Raw genomic sequence first — 22,164 nt, 5'->3', positions numbered from 1 at the left:
CAGTAGTATACCAAATTCCACTAATTGGAACTAGACGGACAGTTGGTCCTTAAACTTTGCAATCGTTTTAGCACCGAATCCCGAAACTTGTTGTAAGTCTTCGACCCGTTTAAAGGGCCCGTGCTGTTGGCGATAATCAACGATTTTTTGGGCTTTCTTCGCCCCGATGCCGCTCAACGTCTGGAAAGCCGCAACGTCGGCAGTATTCAAGTTGACCCGTTGTTGCGCGTTGCTCCCGGCGGTGGCCGTGACCGGACCGGACGTCACCAGGCCGGCGGGTGGGGTCTCCCCCTTAACCGGAACGTACACCACCTGCTGGTCGGTTAACTTAGCGGCCAGGTTGACCTGGCGTTGGTCAGCCTGCGCCAATAACCCGCCGGCCAGCTTAATCACGTCCGCCACCCGCATCCGTGCTTGCACCTGATAAAGCCCCGGTTGACGCACCGCCCCCTTCACGTCGACGTATAGGGGACCACTCGTTTCTAGCTGACGATTTGCCCGCGTTGGCCGTGGTTTGGCAGCCAGTCCCGCTGCTTGATCAGCGGCTAACGCCGGCTCACCAATACCTAAACTAGCCGGGGTCGGCCGACCCAACCACCAAATCGTCCCCACGCCCAGTAACATCACCACGGCTAATCCGAGCGCCAACCGTAAATGTTGCTGAATCCATTCCCACGCTTCTTCGATCATCTTAATCCCTCCTATCACTACCTAATTCCGTAACGGGGGACTAATTTCGCGAAAAAAAAGATTGGACTTTCGTCACAATCTTTTAGTGAGTTTCTAAATAATGGACAGCTTGTTTAAACGACGTCACCGGCACGACCCGCATCTTAGGCGCCACTTGCTTGGCGGTCGCCTTTGCGAGCTGATAGTTAGTCTGGTGATGTTCTTCTAGTGCCAAGAGGGCCTTAGTCGGCTTAACGTAGGGCGCAAAGAAAATGGTTGCCCCCGCCTTGTTCGCTGCCACGACCTTTTTGTCGATCCCGCCGATTTCACCGACCGTTCCGTCAGCGGCAATCGTCCCGGTACCCGCAATTTTACGACCACGCCGTAAATTACGGTTAGTCAGCTGCTGATAAATTTGCAAGCTAAACATCAGTCCCGCGGACGGCCCGCCGATTTCACCGGGATCGACCTTCACGGGAACTTTCGTCGTCACCTTGACGTTGTCAGTCAATTGAACGCCGATTCCCGCTTTATGATTATCTAGTTTAACCAGCGGTGCCTGGGCGTGACGGGTCTTGCCGTTATGTCGATAGGTTAACGTAACTTGCCGACCAACGCCTTGAGCCGCAATGTAGCGTTGATAACCAGCGGCATTTTTAAAATGCCGACCATTGACTTTCGTAATGGTGTCACCGACTTGAATGCGGCCCTTAAACTTGGAGTCAGCCTGAACGGCCAGCACGTAAATCCCCTGATAATCTTTTTGGTAAGACTGCCCCGCCGCAGCGTAGGCCGTCGCAATCGCTTCATTGATCGCACTTTGCATATAAAACTTTTGCACTTTATCGTAAGTGGCGTTGTTCTGACCACCGTCGATTTCATCCTTCGGAACCACGTCGTAATGCGGATGAAGTTGACCATACAACCACAGTGCCGGGGTCGCCCGGGCAACGGCGACCGAAGTCAGCATAAACTTACCCGCCCGCTTATCCGGATGCTGCTTGACCGTCACAAACGATTTTAAGTTATCGGCACTACCCGGGCCCTCAACGTAATACGGTAACGGTAGCCAGAACACTACCGCAATGACGGCTAACGCGAGCAGCCACTTCCAAGAATGCCGCCACCAGCGTCTCATGAGCGGCGCGCCTTAAATCGTTGCTGAAGTTGCTGGGCAACCGCGGTCGGTACGTATTCTGATACGTCAGCACCCATTTTGGCGATTTCTTTAATCAAACTCGATGAGAAGTAGGCAAACGGCGGGCGGGCAATCATGAAAATCGTCTCCACGTGGTCGTTTAACGACTTGTTCATCCAAGCGATGTCGCGCTCATAGCCAAAATCCTGTTCGTTACGAAGGCCGCGGATCAGAACGGTGGCCCCGACTTGATCCATAAAATCGACCGTCAGTCCGGTCGCCGCCTGCACCGTGACGTTCGGTAGATCCGCAACTTCGGCTTGAATCATGGCAACTTTCTCCGGCATACTAAATAACGGCTGCTTACTCGTATTGACCATCACCGCAACAATCAAGTGGTCCACGAGGTGACTCGCCCGTTGAATTAAATCAACGTGCCCGCGCGTCACCGGGTCAAAGCTCCCTGGAAATACTGCCGTTGTCATTAGTCAGCCCCCGTTTCTAACTTTTGATAAATCGTAATTACCGTAATCCCGTAATCCTGTACCCGAATCTGCTCAAAGCCGGGTAGTTCAGTCGGCAAATTCGCCTGGGTATCGGTCTCACAAATAATTCGGCAACCCGGATTCAGTAACCTTAATTGATCACAACGTTGAATATCCTTAACGATCTGCTGTTTCGCGTACGGCGGGTCTAAAAAGACCAAGTCGAAGCGTTCGGCTTGCGCCGCTAACCGGTCTAACACCCGCTGTGCGTCGCCCTTGATGACTTCAAAACGGTCCGGTGCCTTGGTGACACTAATATTATCCTTAATCGTTTTAATCGCTTGGTACTGCCGGTCAATCAAAACGGCACGGTCAATCCCACGCGAAACGGCTTCAATGCTTAGTCCGCCACTACCCGCGAATAAATCGAGCGACTGACCGCCATCAAAGTACGGTCCAATGATATTAAAAACGGCTTCCTTGACCTTATCGGTCGTCGGTCGCGTTTGCATTCCCGGGACCGCTTTTAAACGGCGACCGCCGAAATCTCCTGCTACAATGCGCATACTTACTTCACCAACTTAATCTTCATCATCGATTGGCAACGACTTGTCTTCGGGCTTAAAAAAGCCCTGATCCACCCGTTCACCAAAGTTCATGGCAACGTCTGGCCGGTAAGACGGCTCGACGCGTCGAACAAAGTTCAACTTATTAATCTTCGCCGTCGCCGCGGCAACTTGCGGTTCATCCATGTACAGGACAACGTAGTGCTGCTTACGCGACTGGTACTGAATAATTCCAAACCGCTTAAGCTGACGCACCTGTTTCATTGAGTTCATATGGACGATCAACGCCCGGCGTGGCTTTACTTCAAAGACCATCTGACGGTCACCTCTTCTACTATAAATTACTGGTTTAAATGTTAGGCTAGATTAGTGATTTCGTCAACTACTAGTCTTGACGTAAAACGGTCCAACCCCAAAGGCTGGACCGTTTAAATCTTTTTTATTGCGGTGTGATTTCCAATAATAAGTCATCCGTTTGAATCACGTCACCCGCATCGACGTAAACGTGTTCCACCACGCCACTTTCTGGCGCTTGAATGGTCGTTTCCATCTTCATGGCTTCCGTAACTAATAACGGCTGCCCCTTGGTGATCTGGTCACCCTTCTTAACTAGCACCTTCAACACGGAACCGCTCATCGTCGCCCCAACTTCATTCTCATTAGTTGGTTCGGCTTTACGGGTACTCGTCGCCGTTTGGTGAATGGCGTTATCCTTAACGGTGATTTCCTGGTTCTGACCGTTAATACTAAAGTATAACGTCCGCACCCCGTCAACGTCCGGATCACTGATTTGGTTCAACTTCAAGATCATCGTCTTACCCGGCGCCATTTCAACGTTGACCGTTTCACCAAAGCGCATGCCTTGGAAGAAAGTCGGCGTATCAAGTAACGCCACCGGACCGTACTGCTTATTCTGCTTAACGTAATCCAAAAAGACTTTCGGGTACAATAAGTAACTCAGTACTTCTTGGTGGCTGGCTTCGTGACCAATTTTAGCCGTCAATTCTTTTTGCACGTTAGCAAAATCAGCCGGCTTGGCCAAGCTGCCCGGACGAACCGTCAACGCTGGCCGCCCCTTCAAAATGATCCGTTGTAACTTTTCGGGGAACCCGCCGACCGGTTGACCGAGGTTGCCCGCAAAGAAGTTGATTACCGAATCTGGGAAATCATACTTTTCACCGTGGTCATACACGTCATCCGGGGTCAGGTTATTTTCAATCATGAAGAGCGCCATATCACCGACCACCTTGGAACTTGGGGTCACTTTGATAATGTCACCGAACATGGTATTAACACTGGTATACATCGCCTTAACGTCTTCCCAACGGTCCCCTAAGCCCATTGCCTTAGCTTGCTGTTGCAAGTTCGAATACTGACCACCCGGCATCTGGGTTTGGTAAATATCGGTTTGCGGCCCGGTCATTCCGTTCGAGAAGTCCTGGTAATAAGGACGAACCCCTTGCCAGTAACGGTTAACGGCTTCCACATTGTTGATGTCCACGTCGGGCTGGCGGTCATTATGTGCCAGCGCGTAATACAGCGAACTCATTGACGGTTGGCTGGTGGTTCCGGACATGGCACTGGCCGCCACGTCAACCACGTCAACGCCGGCCGCTACCGCCCGGGCGTACGTAAAGATCCCGTTCCCAGTCGTATCGTGGGTGTGCAAATGAACCGGAATATCGAGGGCATCCTTTAAGGTCGAAACGAGTTCGTAAGCCCCTTCCGGCTTCAAAACACCAGCCATGTCTTTGATGGCAATAATATCTGCACCGGTTGACTGTAAATCTAACGCTAGTTGTCGGTAATAGGCCAAGTTATACTTCTGACGTTCCGGATCCATAATGTCGCCAGTATAGCAAATCGTGGCTTCAGCAATCTTGCCAGTTTCTTTAACGGCCTGGATACTCTTTTCCATTTGTGGGATCCAGTTCAAACTGTCAAAGATTCGAAAAACGTCGATACCGCTCTTAGCGGCTTCCAAAATAAATTCGCGAATAACGTTATCCGGATAATTTTGGTAACCCACGGCGTTACTACCCCGGAACAACATTTGCAATAAGGTTCTTGGCATGGCTTGCCGGAGTTGCTTTAACCGGTCCCACGGATTTTCATGCAGGAAGCGGTAGGCCACGTCGAACGTCGCCCCGCCCCACATTTCGTACGAGAATAATTGTGGGAGCGCCTTTTGGGAGGCCGCTGCGACCGCCAGCATGTCCTTGGTCCGCATCCGCGTCGCAAATAAGCTTTGGTGGGCATCCCGCATGGTCGTATCCGTTAGTAAAACGCGCTTTTGCGCTAATAACCATTCTTGTAATCTGGCGACGCCCCGTTGATCCAAGACGTCCTTAGCCGTGACGATTTCGGGCTTTATCGGCTTGAAATTATCTTCAAACGCGACGTCCGGATAATACTTCTTGGAGTGGCGAACCACGTCCGCAAAACCGTTAACGGTCACGTTACCAATGTACTTCAACATCTTATCTTCCCGCTGCGTATCATCCGGGAATTTAAATAGTGACGGCGTCTCATCGATAAAGCGGGTATTGGCTTTACCAGCGCGGAAAATTGGGTTCTTAATAACGTTCAGCATGAACGGAATGTTGGTCTTGACCCCGCGAATATCAAATTCCTGTAAGACCCGTTCCATTTTGGAGGCAGCCGTCGGAAAATCACTGGCAACCACGCAAGCCTTAACGAGTAGCGAATCAAAGTAAGGCGTCACAACGGCGCCGGAATACGTGTTACCAGCATCCAAACGCACCCCGTTACCACCCGGTGACCGGTAAGTTTCAATCAAACCGGTGTCCGGCATGAAGTTGTTCGCCGGATCTTCAGTCGTGACCCGGCACTGAATAGCCGTCCCGTTATAAGTAAGGTCTTTTTGTTGCGGTAAGTGTAAGTCTTTGTGTAAATCCCCACCCTGGGCAATTTCAATCTGGGCGTGAACAATGTCAATTTCAGTAATCATTTCGGTTACGGTGTGTTCCACTTGGACCCGTGGGTTAACTTCCATGAAGTAGAACTGGTCACCTTCAACCAAAAATTCAACCGTTGCCGCGTTCAGGTAATGAACACTCTTCATCAGCTCAACCGCAGCGTCACAAATTTTATTCCGTAATTCAACCGGTAAAGCAACCGCCGGAGCGAATTCGATCACCTTTTGGTTCCGCCGTTGAACGGAACAGTCCCGCTCAAAGAGGTGCATCACGTTACCGTGTGAATCACCCAAAATCTGAACTTCAATATGTTTTGGATCCGCAATAAATTTTTCTAGGTAAATCTCGTCATCGCCAAAGGACTGCTTAGCTTCCGAACGGGCACGGTCGAACGCTTCTTGTAATTCCGAAGCTTCACGGACGATCCGCATCCCGCGACCGCCACCACCCATGGCCGCCTTGATCATAATTGGAAAGCCGTACTTTTGCGTAAAGGCTAGGGCTTCGTTAAGGCTAGTTACCGGGTGTAAGGTACTGGGAATCGTCTGTACACCTGCGTCATTAGCAACTTGCTTAGCCGTGATCTTGTCACCAAACATTTCCAATTGTTCGGGAGTCGGGCCGATGAAGGTCATCCCGGCTTCAGCAACCCGCCGCGCAAAGGTGGCGTTTTCCGATAAAAATCCGTAGCCCGGATGAATGGCATCAACGTGATTTTCCTTCGCAATTCGAATAATATCATCAATATCGAGGTACGCCGCAATCGGCGCGTCACCGGCACCGACGAGGTAGGCTTCGTCAGCTTTGAAGCGGTGAACGGAAAACTCATCTTCTTTGGCGTAAATCGCAACGGTCTGCAAGCCAAGTTCATGGCAGGCCCGGATGACCCGGGTCGCAATTTCACCACGGTTAGCAATTAATACTTTTTTCACCAATATCCCCTCATTTCAAAATATCTCGTCTTAATCTGCCTCGTGAACGGTCGCGGACGTCCGTTCAATTTTTTCAAGGGCACTGATATTGAGTACCAGACCCAACGCCAGCGTTAATACCATCATACTGGAACCACCGTAACTAATGAACGGGAACGTGACCCCAGTAATCGGAATCAGGCCTAACAGCCCACCAACGTTAATGAATGCTTGGACCGTTAAGTAGGTCGCAACCCCGTAACAAACTAACGTATTATAGCGGCTCTTGGACTTCACACCGATTTTAACGATGCGGTGGACCATGAACGCCAGCAAGAACATAATAACCAGGACGCCGATTAAGCCCAGTTCCTCCGCAATGATTGACATGATAAAGTCGGTGTTCGGTTCCGGCAAGTAACCACGCTTTTGCAAGCTATTCCCAATCCCAACACCGGTCAAGCCACCGTTAGAAATCGCGTAGTACGAGTTGACCAACTGAGCCCCGGCACCAGAAGCCGTTTCAAACGGGTTTAAAAAGCCGATAAAACGGCGTAACTTGTAAGAACTTTGGAGGACGCTTTGTGGTAACCGACTGACGGCCGGGATAAGTACAAATTCGACCAGCCCAACGGCACCACCAAGAATACCAACCCCGATAAAGTAGTGAATCCCGCTAGCAAACAGGATCACGATGGCAATCATCAGGTTGATCGCCGCTCCACCTAAATCCGGTTGAATCAAAATCAGGACTAGCATCGCCCCAATCATCACAAACTGTTTGACCATGTCACCCCAATGCGCTAAGCCCTGATTATCAGCCCGTTGGGTGACGAACTCCGCCAAGTAAACGATGATAAAAAACTTACAAAACTCGGCCGGTTGTAGCGAGACCGACCCCAGCGTAATCCAGCCCGCGGCACCGTTAATGGTTTTACCACGCACCATCAAAAAGCCGAGCATGGCAATTAATAACATACCAACTAAGCCCAACATCGTCCGGTTTTTCAACACCCGAATTCGTAAATTCATAACGATAAAGGTCATGCCGAGGCCAATTACCACCCACACAATTTGCTTAATTAGGTAGCCCGTCGGCGTCAAGCCGTTTTGCGCGGCGACGTACGAGCTTGACGAGTAGACCATCACAATCCCGATTCCGGACAAAATCAAGTACGGAATCAGCAGTGTATAGTCCATGTAATGCATTTTCTTTAACATGAACTTGAATCCCACCCATCGTTTTCAATATCGGGCCACGTTTCGTCAGGACGTGCCCGTAGTTCGCATGCAGTAATTATAGCATAGTCCGTTTTCGACGGGCATGTGCAACGATTAATTTGCTAATTTTTTAGGTTTCTTTGTTAAGTACGCCCAGCAATGCCCACTAAAAAAAGTGCCGACCAGAGGAAACGTTCCCCTAGTCGGCACTCAATTACTAAAATTACTTGTTCATTTTACGTTTCTTGGATTCTTTTTCACGGGCGTTGGTGTTCAAAGTCCGTTTCCGTAACCGAACGTGGTCCGGCGTGATTTCACAGTATTCGTCACTGTTCAAGAATTCAAGCGATTCTTCCAACGTTAAGTGGGTTGGTGTCTTGATCGTTGCGGTCAAGTCCTTGTTTGAAGAACGGACGTTGGTCATGTTCTTACCCTTGGTGATGTTAACCGAAATATCGTTTTCACGACTATTTTGACCCACGATCATCCCTTCGTAAACGTCAGTACCTGGGTCAACGAAAATCGTTCCCCGGTCTTCGATTCCCATCGTTGCGTAAGTGGTGGTCTTACCTTGGTTAATTGAAACTAAGGCACCGTTACGACGACCCGGGTTCCAGTTCTTAATAACTGGCAAGTACTTCGAGAAAGTGTGGTTCATGATCCCGTAACCACGGGTCAACGATAAGAATTCGGTTGAGTAACCGATCAAGCCCCGTGAAGGTGCTAAGAACGTCAAGCGGGTCTGGTTGTTACCAGTGCTTTCCATGTTCTTCATTTCAGCCTTACGCTTCGACAAGGTATCAATGATGGCACCGGTGTATTCATCCGGCGTATCGATTTGAACGGATTCGAACGGTTCGCAACGTTGACCATCCACGTCACGGTAAATAACTTCTGGACGGGATGCTTGTAGTTCATAGCCTTCGCGGCGTAACGTTTCGATTAAGATTGACAAATGCAATTCCCCACGACCAGAAACGACCCATGACCCAGGTTCGTCTATATCGTCAACTCGTAACGACACGTCGGTTTCCAATTCAGCCTTCAAGCGCATTTCCAATTGACGCGCCGTCACAAACTTACCGTCTTGACCAGCAAATGGTGACGAGTTGGTTCCAAAGGTCATCTGTAAGGTCGGTTCGTCAATCCGTAAAATTGGCAACGCTTCTGGCGTAGCGGAGTCCGCAACGGTTTCCCCAACGTTGATGTCTTCCATCCCGGAAACGGCAACTAAGTCACCAGCGTGGGCTTCGTTGATTTCCAAACGTTGTAAACCGAAGAACCCGAATAACTTCGTCACCCGGAAGTTCTTCTGGCTACCGTCAAGCTTCATAACCGTAACGCTATCGCCGACTTTGATAGTTCCGCGGAAGACCCGGCCAATCCCAACTCGACCAACGTAATCGTTATAATCCAACAAGGCCACTTGGAATTGAAGTGGTTCGTCAGAGTTGTCGATTGGTGACGGAATCGTCTTGATAATCGTATCAAAGATTGGTTTCATCGTGTGTTCTTGCTTAGCAGGGTCTGATTCGTAACTAGACGTCCCGTTTAAGGCTGAAACGTAAACAACTGGGAAGTCCAATTGTGATTCGTCCGCACCTAATTCGATGAAGAGGTCTAACACTTCGTCGACAACTTCTTCAGGACGAGCACCCGGACGGTCGATCTTGTTAATCACAACGATCGGTGTCAAGTGTTGTTCTAAGGCTTTTTTAAGCACGAACCGCGTTTGTGGCATCGTTCCTTCAAAGGCGTCAACAACTAATAAGACCCCGTCGACCATTCGCATGATCCGTTCAACTTCACCACCGAAGTCGGCGTGTCCTGGGGTGTCCAAGATGTTGATTTGCTTGTCGCCGTAACGAACGGCCGTGTTCTTAGAAAGGATCGTGATACCGCGTTCCTTTTCAATGGCATTAGTGTCCATGGCCCGGTCACCAATCGTCGTGTGTTCATCCAGGGTATCCGATTGTTTAAGCATTTCGTTAACCAACGTCGTTTTACCGTGGTCAACGTGGGCAATAATGGCAATGTTGCGGATATCATCTCTAAATTTCAAATTGATCTTCCTTTCATCCTTCAAAATTCTTACCGTCAGCTGACAGCAGAAATCCTACATATATTAATACAATCCGGCGCTACTATCAAGTTACATCAGTTGATTTAAGGCATGCAAGCGCCGTTTTCACCGATTTTCATCCGGTGACATAAAAAAACTGTGACGTATGGGTCACAGTCCCATCTGCTTTACTTGGCTAGTGCCAAGACGGCGCGGTGTGCGCGCTTAGTCGCAACTAGTACAGCACCAGATGATAACATATTTACCGGGGTGCCGTCAACTTGAGTGACGACCAACCCGAGCGTCTCAGCTAAAACTCGTCCGGCCGCAAAGTCCCACGGGCGTAAATAGGATAAGTAACCGACTAATTCCCCCGCTAAAACCTGCGCAATTTGTACTCCGGCACTCCCCAGGATGCGAGCACCTAGGCTGGCAGCAATCACTCGTTGCATCTGGAATTTGTTAGCAATCAGTAGCGGGCCGCTTGCCCCGAATAGTCCTTCACTCAGTGTTAGGTCAGCGGGGGCCGCTAACGGTTGGCCGTTGAGCGTGACCCCGACTACCGGACCACCCGCAAAGAGTCGGTCGGCCACCACGTCGTAAATATAACCCAAGGTCGGGGCACCATCCACGTAATATCCCACCATGATGGCAAAGTGGTTGCGCTGGTGGACAAAGTTCATCGTGCCGTCGATCGGATCCACAATCCAAACGTGGCCGCGCATCGACGTCACGTGGTCACCCCGACCTTCTTCAGCCAGAACCTTGGCTTGTGGGTCCAACTCACGAATCCGCTCAACCAGATAGTCTTCGTTGCTGTGATCAACGTTAGTCACTAAGTCGCGGCGACTCGTCTTTTCGGCCACCGTTAAGTGACTCCCCATCGCCACAAGGACCCGTTGCCGGTCGGCCTTCATGACCGCTTGCATCGCTTGATTTAACTCTTCTAACTTTGTCGTCACCACGTTACCACCTAACCTCGATACTGGAATTGTTGACGGGTTGCTTGTTGCGCCGCCTGAACCGTCCGGTAAATGCTGTATCCCGAAGCACTTTCAAACGCCCGTCCTAACTGCTTTTCTTCCGATTTTGCCGGAACCACTTGTTTGAACGCCCGGTAGGCCGCCAAAAAGTCCGCGGTTACAACCCGCTGCTCGTTTGCCCGTTCAACTAAACCGTAAAACTGGGTCACCGTGATGATTTCCGTGGTCGTCCAGCTATCGTTTAATGGGTACTGGTAATTATCATGATTGTTCGTCATCCTGTTCAAACTCCCCCGCTTCGACCCGGTCGAGTTCTACTCGAACCTGACGTGCGATTTCTGCGTATTCTTTTTGCTCTTCATCCGATAAAACCAGGTCGGCTAACCGTTTAATGCCGTTAACGCTGATCAGCACCGGTGAAGCCAAACCAACCAGCTTGTCATCTTCACCAGTCTGGACGTTGGTGACCGTCCCGATAAACGGCGCCTGGTTATAAAACGCATTCAAGACCTGCACTAATGCTAACACACTAAGGGTCGGATTGGTAACGATTTCCGGGGCATCGATCTGTTCGGCAGCCGCACTCATTTCTTCCATGCCAAAGCTCGTATCCTGATTAGCTAGGTACGTCATGACCGGTGACGGTCCGATGTACGAACGACTCCATGAAATCAAATGCGACTGAGCCGTTCCCACAACGAACGCGTGGACGTCGTTCATCCCGACGCTCAGTTGCCGCCGGAGCCGTTGCTCTAACAAACGACTCTGTGCCAGAGTTCCCAGTCCCAAGACCTTTTGATGGTCAACGCCGCTAAAACGGGCAGCCAGGACACTCAACACGGCGTCGTTCGAGCCGGTTAAAATTAGCTTACCGCTAAAGCCGGCCGCCATCGCCGCGTTCACGAAAGCCCGAAAGCGCGGCAAGGTTGCCTTCAAATCCGCCTCGGCGTCGTTGTCAGCCGCCAGTGGGACCAAATTCCCGATTATCAACGCGTCCGCTTGCGAGTAGTCCGGTTTGGCTTGCGCCAACAAACTAAATTGACGGCAAGTCAGGCTTGCCGTGATCAAGCCTTGATAACGCGGTGTCTCATCCGCTTCCGTTGCCACCACGAGTTTTAACGGCAAGTCCCGTGCCATGGCAATTAAAATCAACTGTTGAACAAATTCAAATAAGCCCCGAACTATGACAGTATTATTCATCATGCATCTCCCTACTAGTCCCGCGGCTCGTTCTTACTGCTCGAGCGGGTGCGCGACTAATTTTCTTTACTTGGTAGCCCACCGTCGATGCGGTACGCTACAACTGTAATTTGACGCTCTTAGGCAACGTAGCTCGTACTACGCCACGCATAGAAAAAAAGTGAGCGTCGGGCCGTAAATACGCATCAGCCTTCGTAATAATTGTACCTAAGCTGTCAACGAATACAAGTAAAGATTAATGAAAAGTTTAGCTTTTTGTAACATTTGCCGAACGTGGTCTAGTCCGGATGAATGACCAACATCATAGGAAAAGCCCTGTAAAACCGACTGTTTTACAGAGCTTTTGCTAGTATGTGCTGTATTAATTGATAGTGTTAAATATGGGTTGGGAAGCCCATGGCCACGTCGGCCGCTTCCTGGATCACTTCGCCTAAGGTTGGGTGCGGGTGAACCGTCAATGCTAAGTCTTCGGCATTCAAGCCACCGTTGACCGCAACGCTCATTTCAGAAATCAGGTCACTAGCACCCGCACCAGCGATTTGAGCGCCAACGATCGTCCCCTCGTCCTTAGTCGTCACTAAGCGGAAGAAACCGTCCGTCGAGTCCAAGGAGATCGCACGTCCGTTCCCAGCAAATGGGAACTTGGATGCGACAACTTTCAGGCCCGCTTCTTCTGCTTCGGCTTTGGTCATCCCAACTGAGGCTAATTCGGGGTCGGTAAAGCAGACGGCTGGAATCGAAACGTAATCGTTCGCCGTCTTCTTACCACTAATTGCACCGGCAGCAACCTTTGCTTCCGCAAAGGCTTTGTGGGCTAAGGCCGGCCCGGCAACGATGTCACCGATGGCAAAGATGTCCTCGGCCGCCGTGCGTCCCTGTTGATCAACTTCGATCAAGCCGCGGTCGGTCGTTTTGACGTCCGTGTATTCCAGGCCCATGTCGTCGGTATTCGGCCGCCGACCAACGGTAACCATCACGTAGTCTGCGTGGATACTGTTTTCCTTACCGTCAACCGCGTACGTTACCGTGACACCGCTGTCGTCCTGCTCAGAGTTCTTGGCCATCGCGTTGGTAATCACGTCGATGCCCTTCTTCTTGAAGCTACTTGTGACCAACTTAACCATATCTTTTTCAAAGTTTGGCAAAATTGACGGGGTCCCTTCAAGAATCGTGACGTGGGCACCCAGGTTCGCGTACGCACCGGCCAATTCAGAACCGATGTAGCCGCCACCGATAACAACTAATTCCTTTGGTACTTCCGGTAAATTCAAGCCACCGGTCGAGTCCACGACCCGGCCACTGAACTTAAAGCCCGGAATTTCAACTGGGCGTGAGCCGGTTGCTAAAATCAAGTGCTTAAATTTGTAGGTCTGACCGGTATGATCGCCGTTCATCACGCGTAACGTGTGGTTATCATGCATGTACGCTTCACCGCGAACGACTTCGACCTTGTGCTTCTTTAATAACATTTCAACACCGCCGGTCAAGCGGTCAACCACCGAGTGGTCCTTCCAGTCCTGAGTGACCTTGAAATCAAGGACCGGATCTTGAATGTTTTTAATTCCGAACAGCTTGCTGTCCTTCGCTTCCTGATAACGGTGACCAGCACTGATCAGGGCTTTTGATGGAATACAGCCAACGTTCAGGCAAACCCCACCGATGTATTCCTTTTCAACGATGGTGACCTTTTGGCCGAGTTCAGCGGCCCGGATCGCAGCGACGTACCCTCCTGGGCCAGCGCCCACGATCATGGTGTCGCGTTCTTCAGCAAAATCTCCTACAACCATTCTGACCTCATCCTTCCATCAATAGTAATTCTGGATCATGCAACAATTCCTTCAATAAGTTCATGGCTTTTTGGGCCGTCGCACCGTCGATTAAGCGGTGGTCGAAACTTAAGGAAAGCTTTTGCATCTTACCAACCACGATTTCGTCGTTTTCGTTGACGTACGGTTCCTTACCGATACGACCAACCCCGAGAATCGCAACTTCTGGTTGGTTGATAACCGGCGTGAACCAGCCACCACCAATTGAACCGATGTTACTAATGGTCATTGAAGCGCCACTCATTTCGTTGGCTTTCAACTTACCATCGTAAGCCTTTTGCGTGTTATCGGTAATTTGTTGTGCAATCGAGAACAAGCCCTTGGCTTCGGCGTGCTTGATAACTGGTACTAACAAGCCCCGGTCAGTGTCGGTTGCAACCCCAACGTTAAAGTAGTGCTTGTACACGATTTCTTTACTTGCATCGTCGATCGACGCGTTAAATTGTGGGTACTGTTGAAGCACGGCAACTAACGCCTTAACAATGTATGGTAAGAAAGTCAGGTGGATGTCGCGGTCAGCGGCAATCGTCTTGTACTTCTTGCGGTGGGCCATCAGCGCGCTAACTTCGACTTCGTCAAACAAGGTAACGTGTGGCGCGGTATGCTTACTGTTGACCATCGCTTTAGAGATGGCTTTCCGAATCGGCGTCATCTTTTCGCGCGTTTCCAATTCCGGCGTATCTGAAACGTACGGCTTAACCGGCGTTGGGGCTGGCGCTGCTTCGGCAGCCGCTGGCGCAGCCTTTTCGGGTGCTGGCGTTCCAGTAGCGGTTGGGGCACCGGTATAATTATCAATGTCCTGCTTCGTGATCTGACCATGCGCACCGGTAGCGGTTACCAAGTTGATGTCAATGTCCTTATCACGGGCGTATTGACGTACGGATGGCATTGCCAAAATGTGCTTATTCGGGTCAGCAACGGCTGGCGCACCGTTAGCAGCTGGCGTAGCTGCAGGTGCGGCGTCCGCCGGCTTGTCCTCAGCTTGATCAGCTGCCGGCGCTGCGGCGGGTTCCGCGTTATCACCCGAGCCGTCATCGATTGTCACGATGACGTCACCAATTTTAGCGGTTTCACCTTCCGGAACTTTAATTTCAATGATTTTTCCGTCAACCGGTGATGGTAATTCTTCCACCGATTTGTCGTTTTGAATTTCTACTAATGAGTCGTCTTCCTTGACTTCATCGCCAGGTTTTACGAGCCATGATGCAATTTCGCCTTCTTCAAGACCTTCACCAAGCTCTGGTAATTTAAACTCGTAAGCCATTCGATATCTTCCTTTCATGACGGCGCTAAACGCCGCTTTTCAATGTCGCGTGACCGCGATTAATAATTTAGAATCTCGCGCGTTTTTGCTTCGATTTCATCTTCAGCTGGTAACCAGTCGTCTTCGGCCAAACCAAACGGATAAACCGTATCCGGGGCGTACACCCGTCCAACCGGTGCACTGAGGTAAAGGGCACCCTTTTCGGCAATCAGAGCCGCGACGTTCGCCGCGATCCCGGCTTGCCGTTGAGCTTCCTGAATCGCAACGGCACGGCCAGTCTTTTGAACCGACTTCAGAATCGTTTCTTCATCTAATGGTGATAACGTTCGTAAGTCGACCACTTCAACCGAGATGCCTTCTTTTTCAAGTTTTTCAGCGACCTTTAAGGACTGGTTAACTTGGGCACTATAAGCGATCAGCGAAATGTCGGTTCCTTCACGAACCACCTTGGCTTTATCTAACGGTACCGTGTAGGCTTCATCCGGAATATCAGCCTTCATTGAACGGTACAGCTTCAAGTTTTCAAGGAAGAAAACTGGGTCATTATTACGAATTGATGAAATCAATAGGCCCTTCGCATCGTACGGGTTTGAAGGGGTGACCACCCGCAACCCAGGAATCTGGGCTAAGTAGCCTTCCAATGAATCCGCGTGCATTTCCGGCGTATGAGTCCCACCACCGTATGGTGAACGAATCGTTATTGGCATGTGACGGGTACCACCGGTCCGAAAACGTTCCCGTGACATTTGACCCGCAATTGAATCCAAGGTTTCAAAAATGAAGCCTAAGAATTGAATTTCAGGAATCGGTCGGAACCCTTCAAGGGCTAACCCAATCGATAAACCGCCAATCCCGGATTCAGCTAAAGGAGTGTCGAAAACACGGTCTTCGCCGAATTCAGCTTGCAGACCATCGGTGGCGCGGAAGACCCCACCGTTCTTACCAACGTCTTCACCGAACAGCAAGGTCTTATCGTCGGACCCGAGTTCTAATCGAAGTGCATCGGTAATCGCTTGAATATAAGTTTTCTTTGACATGTTACTTCGACTCCTTTGCTTGGAATTCCGTAATTTGTTGTTGAATGTTTTGTGGTTGTTCTTCAAAGACATTCCCCAAGAATTCGGTCATTTTTTGCTTTGGCGCATCGTCCGCTTGTTTTACGGCCGCTTTAATATCTGCCTTAACTTGTTCAACGTATTCATTTTCTTGTTCTTCAGACCAAGCGCCTTGATCCGTCAAATACTTACGGTAACGGATCAATGGATCGTTATCGAACCAGGGTTCTTCTTCTTCCTTAGTCCGGTAGCGCTTCGGGTCGTCCCCAGCGTTAGTATGCGGACCAAAGCGGTAGGTCAAGGTTTCGATCATGACCGGTCCATTACCAGCGGCCGCAAATTCACGGGCCGCCTTGGCAACTTCGTAAACGGCCAGGAAGTCCATCCCGTCAACTTGGACGCTTGGAATCCCAGCAGCAACGGCCTTTTGGGCTAACGTGCGGGCCGCCGTCTGTTTACGACGCGGAACCGAAATCGCGTAACCGTTATTTTGAACGAAGAAGACGGCGGGTGCTTGGAACGCACCAGCAAAGTTCATGCCTTCGTAGAAGTCCCCTTGCGACGTCCCACCGTCACCGGTGTAGGTGTAGGCAACTTTATCCGGGGTCCCATTCTTCTTGATCCCGAGGGCCACACCAGCAGCTTGAACGTATTGCGCACCGATGATAATTTGTGGTGGCATTGCGTGTAAGTCTTCAGGGTATTCGTTGCCCAGTACGTGTCCGCGTGACCACAGGAAGGCTTTATAAACGGGTAAGCCGTGTTGAATCAGCTGTGGAATGTCACGATAGGCCGGCAACATAACGTCGGTCCGCTTCATCGCGGCATTACTTGCCATTTCACTAGCTTCCTGGCCTTCGGTTGGGGCGTAGAAACCGAGGCGCCCTTGCCGGGTTAACGCGTTGGAGCGTTGGTGCAATGTCCGTTCCCAGATCATTAGCTTCAAGAACTCAACTAACTGATCGTTTGAATATTTAGAGACAATTTCAGGTTTGATCACTTTAGCCTGACCATCCATGACTTGCACGGGTTCGTAATCCTTACCCAGTGCGTCACGGATTGCGCTAAAATCAACAATTGGTTTTTCGTTGTCCATAAATGACACATCCCTTTCATGAACGTACGGCTGGTGGCCACTGCCAACTCATCCGTAATCGTTTTCATAATTACAAATCTAATTTACCATTGCTTTTCATTTTTTGCAAGCCCTTTCAAAGCCCGTGACCACGGTTTTTTTGCTAGATAAATTGTGAACTATTGAATTTGTTGTTTTCGGCGCTTTCATGAATTTTCTCACGGCTTTCTACTATTTGTTGGTGGCTTATGATAAACTAGTTTGTAAGTGTAATCAGCGCGATCTATTCAGATCACAGCAAAGTTTTGGAGGTCATTTAGATTGATTAAAATGCGAGATATCATCCGCGAAGGCAACGACACGTTACGCGCGGAAGCTAAGCCGGTTGAATTTCCGCTTAGCGAAGCTGATCAAAAGTTGGCTAAGGATATGATGGAATACTTGGAAAACAGCCAGGATCCCGAATTAGCCAAAAAGTACGGACTACGGGCGGGTGTTGGTTTAGCAGCACCGCAAGTAGACGTTTCCAAACAGATGGCGGCGGTACTAGTCCCCGCCGAAGATGAATCAAAGGCGCCGATTTTTAAGGACGTCATCATCAACCCGGTCATCATTAGTCACTCGGTACAACCTGGTGCGCTAACGGAAGGTGAAGGTTGCCTTTCAGTTGATCGCGACATTGATGGTTACGTCATTCGCCACGATCGAATTACCCTGCGGTACTACAACACGGCTGGTGAACAAAAGAAGATTCGGCTTAAGAACTACCCGGCAATCGTTTGCCAACACGAAATCGACCACCTACACGGTATCCTGTTCTACGATCATATCAACATGGACAACCCGTTTGCGGCCGACGACGACCTTGTTTTGATTTCTTAATTTGGTTAGGATTTAAAAAGGACCGGTACTTGAAAAAAATTCAAGTACCGGTCCTTTTTAATCGCTTAATTATGCTGATCAAGTCGACGGAGATCTTCTAAATATTCTTGAGTGGCGCGGTTGACCAGATAGGCAACGTCTAAGTGTAACTGGCCGTCACGTAACCACGTATCCGTGACCCGCAATGGCGCCTGGTCGGCCTGAATCGCGGTTAGTTGGTCACGCTGTGCGTAGCGCGCCAGTTGGTTGTTAAATAGTCGGCGAACTTCAACGAGGTCGGCAGTGGTCATTCCGGGTGTCTCCAAAACGTATTCAAAGACCATCACGCCCCGCCCCCAAACATCCGCCACCGGGACCGAGTGAATCGTCCCGTGAACCTCTTGGACCTCGACCGCACTCGCTAACTGACCAAGCGCCGCTTGCATCGCCGCGTCAACGGTTCGTTGACCAGCCCGGCGGATTTTTAACGCACTCCGCTTTAAAACTTGGCGCCGTAGGATTTCATAAACCACGACGGCTAAAATCAAACCGAGCACAACAATGATAACGGTTCGCATCGATTTCCCTCCCGCTCCAACATTTGTAATAGTTTTCACAACACACCGCTATTCGCGGTCAAAACTTATTATCAGCATAGCATGTTTCACCTAAAAAAATCGCTAATCCGTGCATAATTTGGGAGAAAGTTAACATTGTATACACCTTCCTGGAATTATGCTAAAATGAAAGATAATTGTTGTGTTTACACAACCTGGTGTACGGATCAAACTTTTATTTTTGCTACTATTTAGAACGTTAGTTTCTAAATAAATCTTTTTATAAGGAGTTTTGTTAATGATTTACAAAGTCTATTACCAAGAAACCAAAAAACGGAACCCACAACGGGAGAACACCAAGTCACTGTACTTAGAAGCAGAGACTGAAGTGGCCGCCCGCGTTTTAGTGGAAGATAACACTGAATACAACATTGAGTTTATCGAACCGTTAGAAGGTAACTACTTGGATTATGAACAAAAAAATCCAGCGTTTCAACTAACGGAGTTTAATCAATGAAACGGTTAAACGTTAAAAATAACGAAACCGCTGTTTTTGCAGTCGGCGGTTTAGGAGAAATTGGGAAAAACACTTACGGTGTCCAATTCCAAGATGAGATTATTCTGATCGATGCGGGGATCAAATTCCCAGAAGACGAACTTCTCGGCATTGACTACGTTATCCCGGACTATTCTTATCTAGTTGCAAATCAGCAAAAAATAAAAGCTCTGGTAATCACCCACGGGCACGAAGATCACATTGGGGGCATTCCGTTCCTATTAAAGCAGATCAACGTCCCAATTTACGCTGGTCCCCTCGCCTTAGCCTTGATTAAGGGTAAGTTGGAGGAACACGGCTTGTTAAAAACGACCGAGTTACACGAAATTAACGAAGACACCGTCTTAAAATTCCGTAAAACCCGCGTTTCGTTTTTTAGAACCACCCACTCGATTCCCGACACCTTAGGAATTGCGGTGCAAACCCCACCTGGTACCATCGTGGAAACCGGGGACTACAAGTTCGACCTGACGCCAATCACCAACCAGCCACCGAATTTACAAAAGATGGCGCGGCTCGGTGAACACGGCGTACTCGCGTTAATGTCCGATAGTACTAACGCGGAACGCCCGATTTGGACCAAGTCGGAACAGTGGGTCGCCCATTCGATCCGTCATATTTTCGAAGGGGTGGAAGGTCGGATTATTTTTGCCACCTTCGCCTCCAACATTTCACGGATTCAAGAAGCTGCCCAAGTGGCCTTGGAACACCACCGTAAAATCGCCGTTTTCGGTCGCAGTATGGAAGCAGCCATCGTCAACGGTCGTGAATTGGGGTACTTAGACATTCCCGATGAAGCCATTGTGGATGCAAACGACCTACGTTCCCTACCAGCCAACAAAGTCATGATTCTATGTACCGGCTCGCAGGGCGAACCCATGGCGGCGCTTTCGCGGATTGCTAACGGAACCCACCGCCAAATTTCGGTGGAACCGGGCGACACGGTCATCTTCTCCAGTTCACCGATTCCTGGTAACACTTTAAGTGTCAACCACGTCATTAACGAACTTGAAGAAGCCGGTGCCCACGTCATCCACGGTAAGGTCAATAACATTCACACTTCCGGCCACGGTGGTCAGGAAGAACAAAAGTTAATGTTGCGTCTGATGAAGCCCAAGTTCTTTATGCCGATTCACGGTGAATACCGAATGTTGAAGATTCATACGGAACTCGCCGAACAGTGCGGTGTCCCACTTGACCATAGTTTCATTTTGGAAAACGGCGACGTGCTCGCCTTCACCAAGGATTCCGCGCGGGTCGCGGGCCACTTCGGTGCCGGTGACGTTTACGTTGACGGGTCCGGAATTGGCGATATCGGTAACGTGGTTCTCCGTGACCGCCAAGTGCTTTCAGAAGAAGGCCTAGTCGTGGTCGTCGCCACCATTAACTTGAAGAAAAAAGAAATCCAAGCAGGACCGGACATTCTCTCACGCGGATTCGTGTACATGCGTGAATCCGGCGACCTGATCAATGAAGCCCGCCGCCACGTCTTCCGGACGATCCGCCGCAAGATGAAGTCGGATAAGGCTAGCGAAGCAACCATTCGCAACGCGATCATTGATGATCTCCAAAGCTTCCTGTTTGATAAAACTGAACGTCACCCAATGATTTTACCGATGCTAATTATGAACTAATTACTTGCCGGAACGATCCTGTTCCGGCTTTTTGTGGTGTAAGGGTCGGCCCGACCGACTTGATTTATGCGAGGTGTAAATTTGATTGCAGAATACGACATTATTATTAACGAACTAGCCGGTAACGGTCGCGGCAAAACGGTGTGGGAAACGGTCAAACCGATTCTGGAACAACGCCAAATCAACTTTGACTACCACGTCTCAAAGTACGCCGGCCACACCACCCGGTTAGCCGCCCAGTTCGCCAAGGTGGCCCGGTTTAAACCGGACGTGACGCCGGTTCTGCTCGTCATCGGTGGTGACGGAACCCTCAACGAAGCCCTCAACGGCTTAATGAGCGTCCCACGCAAGCAGCAGGTTCCCCTCGCCTATATTCCCGGCGGTTCCGGGAATGATTTTGCCCGTGGACTCGACATGGCAACTAAGCCGGAGATCGCCCTCGCCCAAATTTTAAATAATATGCGCCCGCGGATGCTCAACATCGGTTATTATCACGAAACCTTGAAAAATGATCACCGCTACTTCGTCAATAACGTGGGGCTGGGATTCGATGCCCAAATCGTTGATGATACGAATCGCAGCAAGCAGAAAGGCCGCTTGGGTCACTGGGCATACCTTAGCAACGCTTTAAAAGCCTACACTCAGCAGGAAGGCTTCTCACTGACGGTCCACGTCGGTCGGCAACGTGATTACTATAAGCACGCTTTTCTATGCACGACCTCAAACCAACCGTACTTCGGTGGTGGTGTGAAGATTTTACCGCAAGCAAACTTGTACGACGACCAGCTAGAACTGATTGTCCTCGAAACGCCCCACTGGTGGACGGTTGCGTGGCTTTTTTGCTTGTTACTCGCCGGAGGACGCCACCTGAACTCGCGGTTTATTCACCACTACCGCCAAGCCAACTTACACTTACTGGTGAATTCCGTTGAAATCGGTCAGATGGACGGCCAGGTGATTGGTAACCGCAACTACGACCTGTACCTGTCAACTCAGCCCTACCCGTTCTGGATCGATACCAGCATTCATGATCATTAACAAAAACCCCTAACTTCAGGTGAAGTGTACTAGTCCCTGTCAAGTTGACAGGTGAAATAATATAATTCTCGGACGTAACTTAAGCGGCTTTATCGCGATATTCTTTCGCGGTGGAGCCGTTTCT

Annotated in this window: 20 protein-coding genes; 4 read left to right on the top strand and 16 right to left on the bottom strand. The window is 50.0% G+C overall.

The window, feature by feature from the left end; translation table 11 throughout:
• Window positions 1-30: 30 nt before the first annotated feature.
• The 15 genes from FFM82_RS09045 to pdhA form a co-directional block, all read right to left on the bottom strand.
• A complete protein-coding gene (locus FFM82_RS09045) occupies window positions 31-690 on the bottom strand; it encodes a ComEA family DNA-binding protein (protein WP_137645513.1) in 660 nt (219 codons plus the stop codon).
• An 82-nt stretch (window positions 691-772) separates the two neighbouring features.
• Complete coding sequence (locus FFM82_RS09040; protein ID WP_137645512.1) at window positions 773-1,807, bottom strand: SepM family pheromone-processing serine protease; 1,035 nt, start codon at window positions 1,805-1,807, stop codon at window positions 773-775.
• The gene (gene coaD, locus FFM82_RS09035) at window positions 1,804-2,292 is read right to left on the bottom strand and encodes a pantetheine-phosphate adenylyltransferase (RefSeq protein ID WP_137645511.1); all 489 of its coding nucleotides are present in this window, start codon (window positions 2,290-2,292) and stop codon (window positions 1,804-1,806) included. The genes FFM82_RS09040 and coaD overlap by 4 nt, the downstream gene beginning before the upstream one ends.
• Window positions 2,292-2,858, bottom strand: coding sequence for a 16S rRNA (guanine(966)-N(2))-methyltransferase RsmD (gene rsmD / locus FFM82_RS09030; protein WP_137645510.1), 567 nt, complete (start codon window positions 2,856-2,858; stop codon window positions 2,292-2,294). Before rsmD ends, coaD begins: the two co-directional genes overlap by 1 nt.
• 15 nt (window positions 2,859-2,873) lie before the next feature.
• Complete coding sequence (locus FFM82_RS09025) at window positions 2,874-3,173, bottom strand: YlbG family protein (RefSeq protein ID WP_137645509.1); 300 nt, start codon at window positions 3,171-3,173, stop codon at window positions 2,874-2,876.
• A 124-nt stretch (window positions 3,174-3,297) separates the two neighbouring features.
• Window positions 3,298-6,729: a pyruvate carboxylase gene (locus FFM82_RS09020; RefSeq protein WP_137645508.1), complete on the bottom strand. Its 3,432-nt coding sequence runs from the start codon at window positions 6,727-6,729 to the stop codon at window positions 3,298-3,300.
• A gap of 30 nt (window positions 6,730-6,759) precedes the next feature.
• Window positions 6,760-7,929 (bottom strand): FtsW/RodA/SpoVE family cell cycle protein, encoded by a 1,170-nt coding sequence (locus tag FFM82_RS09015; RefSeq protein WP_137645507.1) that lies wholly within the window; start codon window positions 7,927-7,929, stop codon window positions 6,760-6,762.
• 223 nt (window positions 7,930-8,152) lie between these two features.
• A complete protein-coding gene (gene typA, locus FFM82_RS09010) occupies window positions 8,153-9,991 on the bottom strand; it encodes a translational GTPase TypA (protein WP_137645506.1) in 1,839 nt (612 codons plus the stop codon).
• A 188-nt stretch (window positions 9,992-10,179) separates the two neighbouring features.
• Window positions 10,180-10,920, bottom strand: coding sequence for an inositol monophosphatase family protein (locus tag FFM82_RS09005; RefSeq protein ID WP_371852248.1), 741 nt, complete (start codon window positions 10,918-10,920; stop codon window positions 10,180-10,182).
• A gap of 44 nt (window positions 10,921-10,964) precedes the next feature.
• Window positions 10,965-11,252 (bottom strand): UPF0223 family protein, encoded by a 288-nt coding sequence (locus FFM82_RS09000; RefSeq protein ID WP_137645504.1) that lies wholly within the window; start codon window positions 11,250-11,252, stop codon window positions 10,965-10,967.
• The gene (locus FFM82_RS08995; protein ID WP_371852246.1) at window positions 11,236-12,177 is read right to left on the bottom strand and encodes a Rossmann-fold NAD(P)-binding domain-containing protein; all 942 of its coding nucleotides are present in this window, start codon (window positions 12,175-12,177) and stop codon (window positions 11,236-11,238) included. The genes FFM82_RS09000 and FFM82_RS08995 overlap by 17 nt, the downstream gene beginning before the upstream one ends.
• A 371-nt stretch (window positions 12,178-12,548) precedes the next feature.
• On the bottom strand, window positions 12,549-13,961 hold the full coding sequence (gene lpdA / locus FFM82_RS08990; protein ID WP_137645503.1) for a dihydrolipoyl dehydrogenase: 1,413 nt from the start codon (window positions 13,959-13,961) through the stop codon (window positions 12,549-12,551).
• A 7-nt stretch (window positions 13,962-13,968) separates the two neighbouring features.
• The gene (locus tag FFM82_RS08985; RefSeq protein WP_137645502.1) at window positions 13,969-15,264 is read right to left on the bottom strand and encodes a 2-oxo acid dehydrogenase subunit E2; all 1,296 of its coding nucleotides are present in this window, start codon (window positions 15,262-15,264) and stop codon (window positions 13,969-13,971) included.
• Window positions 15,265-15,323: 59 nt separating this feature from the next.
• Complete coding sequence (locus FFM82_RS08980) at window positions 15,324-16,301, bottom strand: alpha-ketoacid dehydrogenase subunit beta (protein ID WP_137645501.1); 978 nt, start codon at window positions 16,299-16,301, stop codon at window positions 15,324-15,326.
• 1 nt (window position 16,302) lies between these two features.
• Complete coding sequence (gene pdhA, locus FFM82_RS08975; RefSeq protein ID WP_137645500.1) at window positions 16,303-17,415, bottom strand: pyruvate dehydrogenase (acetyl-transferring) E1 component subunit alpha; 1,113 nt, start codon at window positions 17,413-17,415, stop codon at window positions 16,303-16,305.
• A 300-nt stretch (window positions 17,416-17,715) separates the two neighbouring features.
• Here pdhA and def point away from each other — a divergent pair, with 300 nt between their 5' ends.
• The gene (def, locus tag FFM82_RS08970; RefSeq protein ID WP_137645499.1) at window positions 17,716-18,276 is read left to right on the top strand and encodes a peptide deformylase; all 561 of its coding nucleotides are present in this window, start codon (window positions 17,716-17,718) and stop codon (window positions 18,274-18,276) included.
• 65 nt (window positions 18,277-18,341) lie between these two features.
• Here def and FFM82_RS08965 read toward each other — a convergent pair whose 3' ends face one another.
• Entirely contained in the window at window positions 18,342-18,833 is a 492-nt protein-coding gene (locus FFM82_RS08965; RefSeq protein ID WP_137645498.1) for a hypothetical protein, read from the bottom strand.
• Between the two features lie 277 nt (window positions 18,834-19,110).
• Here FFM82_RS08965 and FFM82_RS08960 point away from each other — a divergent pair, with 277 nt between their 5' ends.
• The 3 genes from FFM82_RS08960 to FFM82_RS08950 all read left to right on the top strand — a co-directional run bounded on the left by FFM82_RS08960 (window position 19,111) and on the right by FFM82_RS08950 (window position 22,040).
• Window positions 19,111-19,329 carry a DNA-directed RNA polymerase subunit epsilon gene (locus tag FFM82_RS08960; RefSeq protein ID WP_137645497.1) on the top strand — a complete coding sequence of 73 codons (219 nt, stop codon included), beginning with the start codon at window positions 19,111-19,113 and terminating at the stop codon, window positions 19,327-19,329.
• A complete protein-coding gene (rnjA, locus tag FFM82_RS08955) occupies window positions 19,326-21,002 on the top strand; it encodes a ribonuclease J1 (RefSeq protein WP_137645496.1) in 1,677 nt (558 codons plus the stop codon). Before FFM82_RS08960 ends, rnjA begins: the two co-directional genes overlap by 4 nt.
• A gap of 81 nt (window positions 21,003-21,083) precedes the next feature.
• On the top strand, window positions 21,084-22,040 hold the full coding sequence (locus FFM82_RS08950; protein WP_137645495.1) for a diacylglycerol/lipid kinase family protein: 957 nt from the start codon (window positions 21,084-21,086) through the stop codon (window positions 22,038-22,040).
• Window positions 22,041-22,164: the final 124 nt, after the last annotated feature.

Origin of the sequence: Lactiplantibacillus plajomi, assembly GCF_005405405.1 — a bacterium.
GTDB classification, from domain to species: Bacteria; Bacillota; Bacilli; order Lactobacillales; family Lactobacillaceae; genus Lactiplantibacillus; species Lactiplantibacillus plajomi.
The sequence above is the reverse complement of the archived record's forward strand: the minus strand, read 5'-3'. Positions and strand labels throughout refer to the sequence as shown.

Excerpts from the sequence above, each read along its gene's own strand:
- FFM82_RS08995 (WP_371852246.1), bottom strand. The coding sequence starts at position 12,177 with ATGATGAATAATACTGTCATAGTTCGGGGCTTATTTGAATTTGTTCAA.
- FFM82_RS09000 (WP_137645504.1), bottom strand. The coding sequence starts at position 11,252 with ATGACGAACAATCATGATAATTACCAGTACCCATTAAACGATAGCTGG.
- FFM82_RS09005 (WP_371852248.1), bottom strand. The coding sequence starts at position 10,920 with ATGCAAGCGGTCATGAAGGCCGACCGGCAACGGGTCCTTGTGGCGATG.
- lpdA (WP_137645503.1), bottom strand. The coding sequence starts at position 13,961 with ATGGTTGTAGGAGATTTTGCTGAAGAACGCGACACCATGATCGTGGGC.
- rsmD (WP_137645510.1), bottom strand. The coding sequence starts at position 2,858 with ATGCGCATTGTAGCAGGAGATTTCGGCGGTCGCCGTTTAAAAGCGGTC.
- FFM82_RS08960 (WP_137645497.1), top strand. The coding sequence starts at position 19,111 with ATGATTTACAAAGTCTATTACCAAGAAACCAAAAAACGGAACCCACAA.
- coaD (WP_137645511.1), bottom strand. The coding sequence starts at position 2,292 with ATGACAACGGCAGTATTTCCAGGGAGCTTTGACCCGGTGACGCGCGGG.
- rnjA (WP_137645496.1), top strand. The coding sequence starts at position 19,326 with ATGAAACGGTTAAACGTTAAAAATAACGAAACCGCTGTTTTTGCAGTC.
- FFM82_RS09040 (WP_137645512.1), bottom strand. The coding sequence starts at position 1,807 with ATGAGACGCTGGTGGCGGCATTCTTGGAAGTGGCTGCTCGCGTTAGCC.
- FFM82_RS09025 (WP_137645509.1), bottom strand. The coding sequence starts at position 3,173 with ATGGTCTTTGAAGTAAAGCCACGCCGGGCGTTGATCGTCCATATGAAC.
- FFM82_RS08985 (WP_137645502.1), bottom strand. The coding sequence starts at position 15,264 with ATGGCTTACGAGTTTAAATTACCAGAGCTTGGTGAAGGTCTTGAAGAA.
- FFM82_RS09045 (WP_137645513.1), bottom strand. The coding sequence starts at position 690 with ATGATCGAAGAAGCGTGGGAATGGATTCAGCAACATTTACGGTTGGCG.
- FFM82_RS09015 (WP_137645507.1), bottom strand. The coding sequence starts at position 7,929 with ATGTTAAAGAAAATGCATTACATGGACTATACACTGCTGATTCCGTAC.
- pdhA (WP_137645500.1), bottom strand. The coding sequence starts at position 17,415 with ATGGACAACGAAAAACCAATTGTTGATTTTAGCGCAATCCGTGACGCA.
- FFM82_RS08965 (WP_137645498.1), bottom strand. The coding sequence starts at position 18,833 with ATGCGAACCGTTATCATTGTTGTGCTCGGTTTGATTTTAGCCGTCGTG.
- FFM82_RS08980 (WP_137645501.1), bottom strand. The coding sequence starts at position 16,301 with ATGTCAAAGAAAACTTATATTCAAGCGATTACCGATGCACTTCGATTA.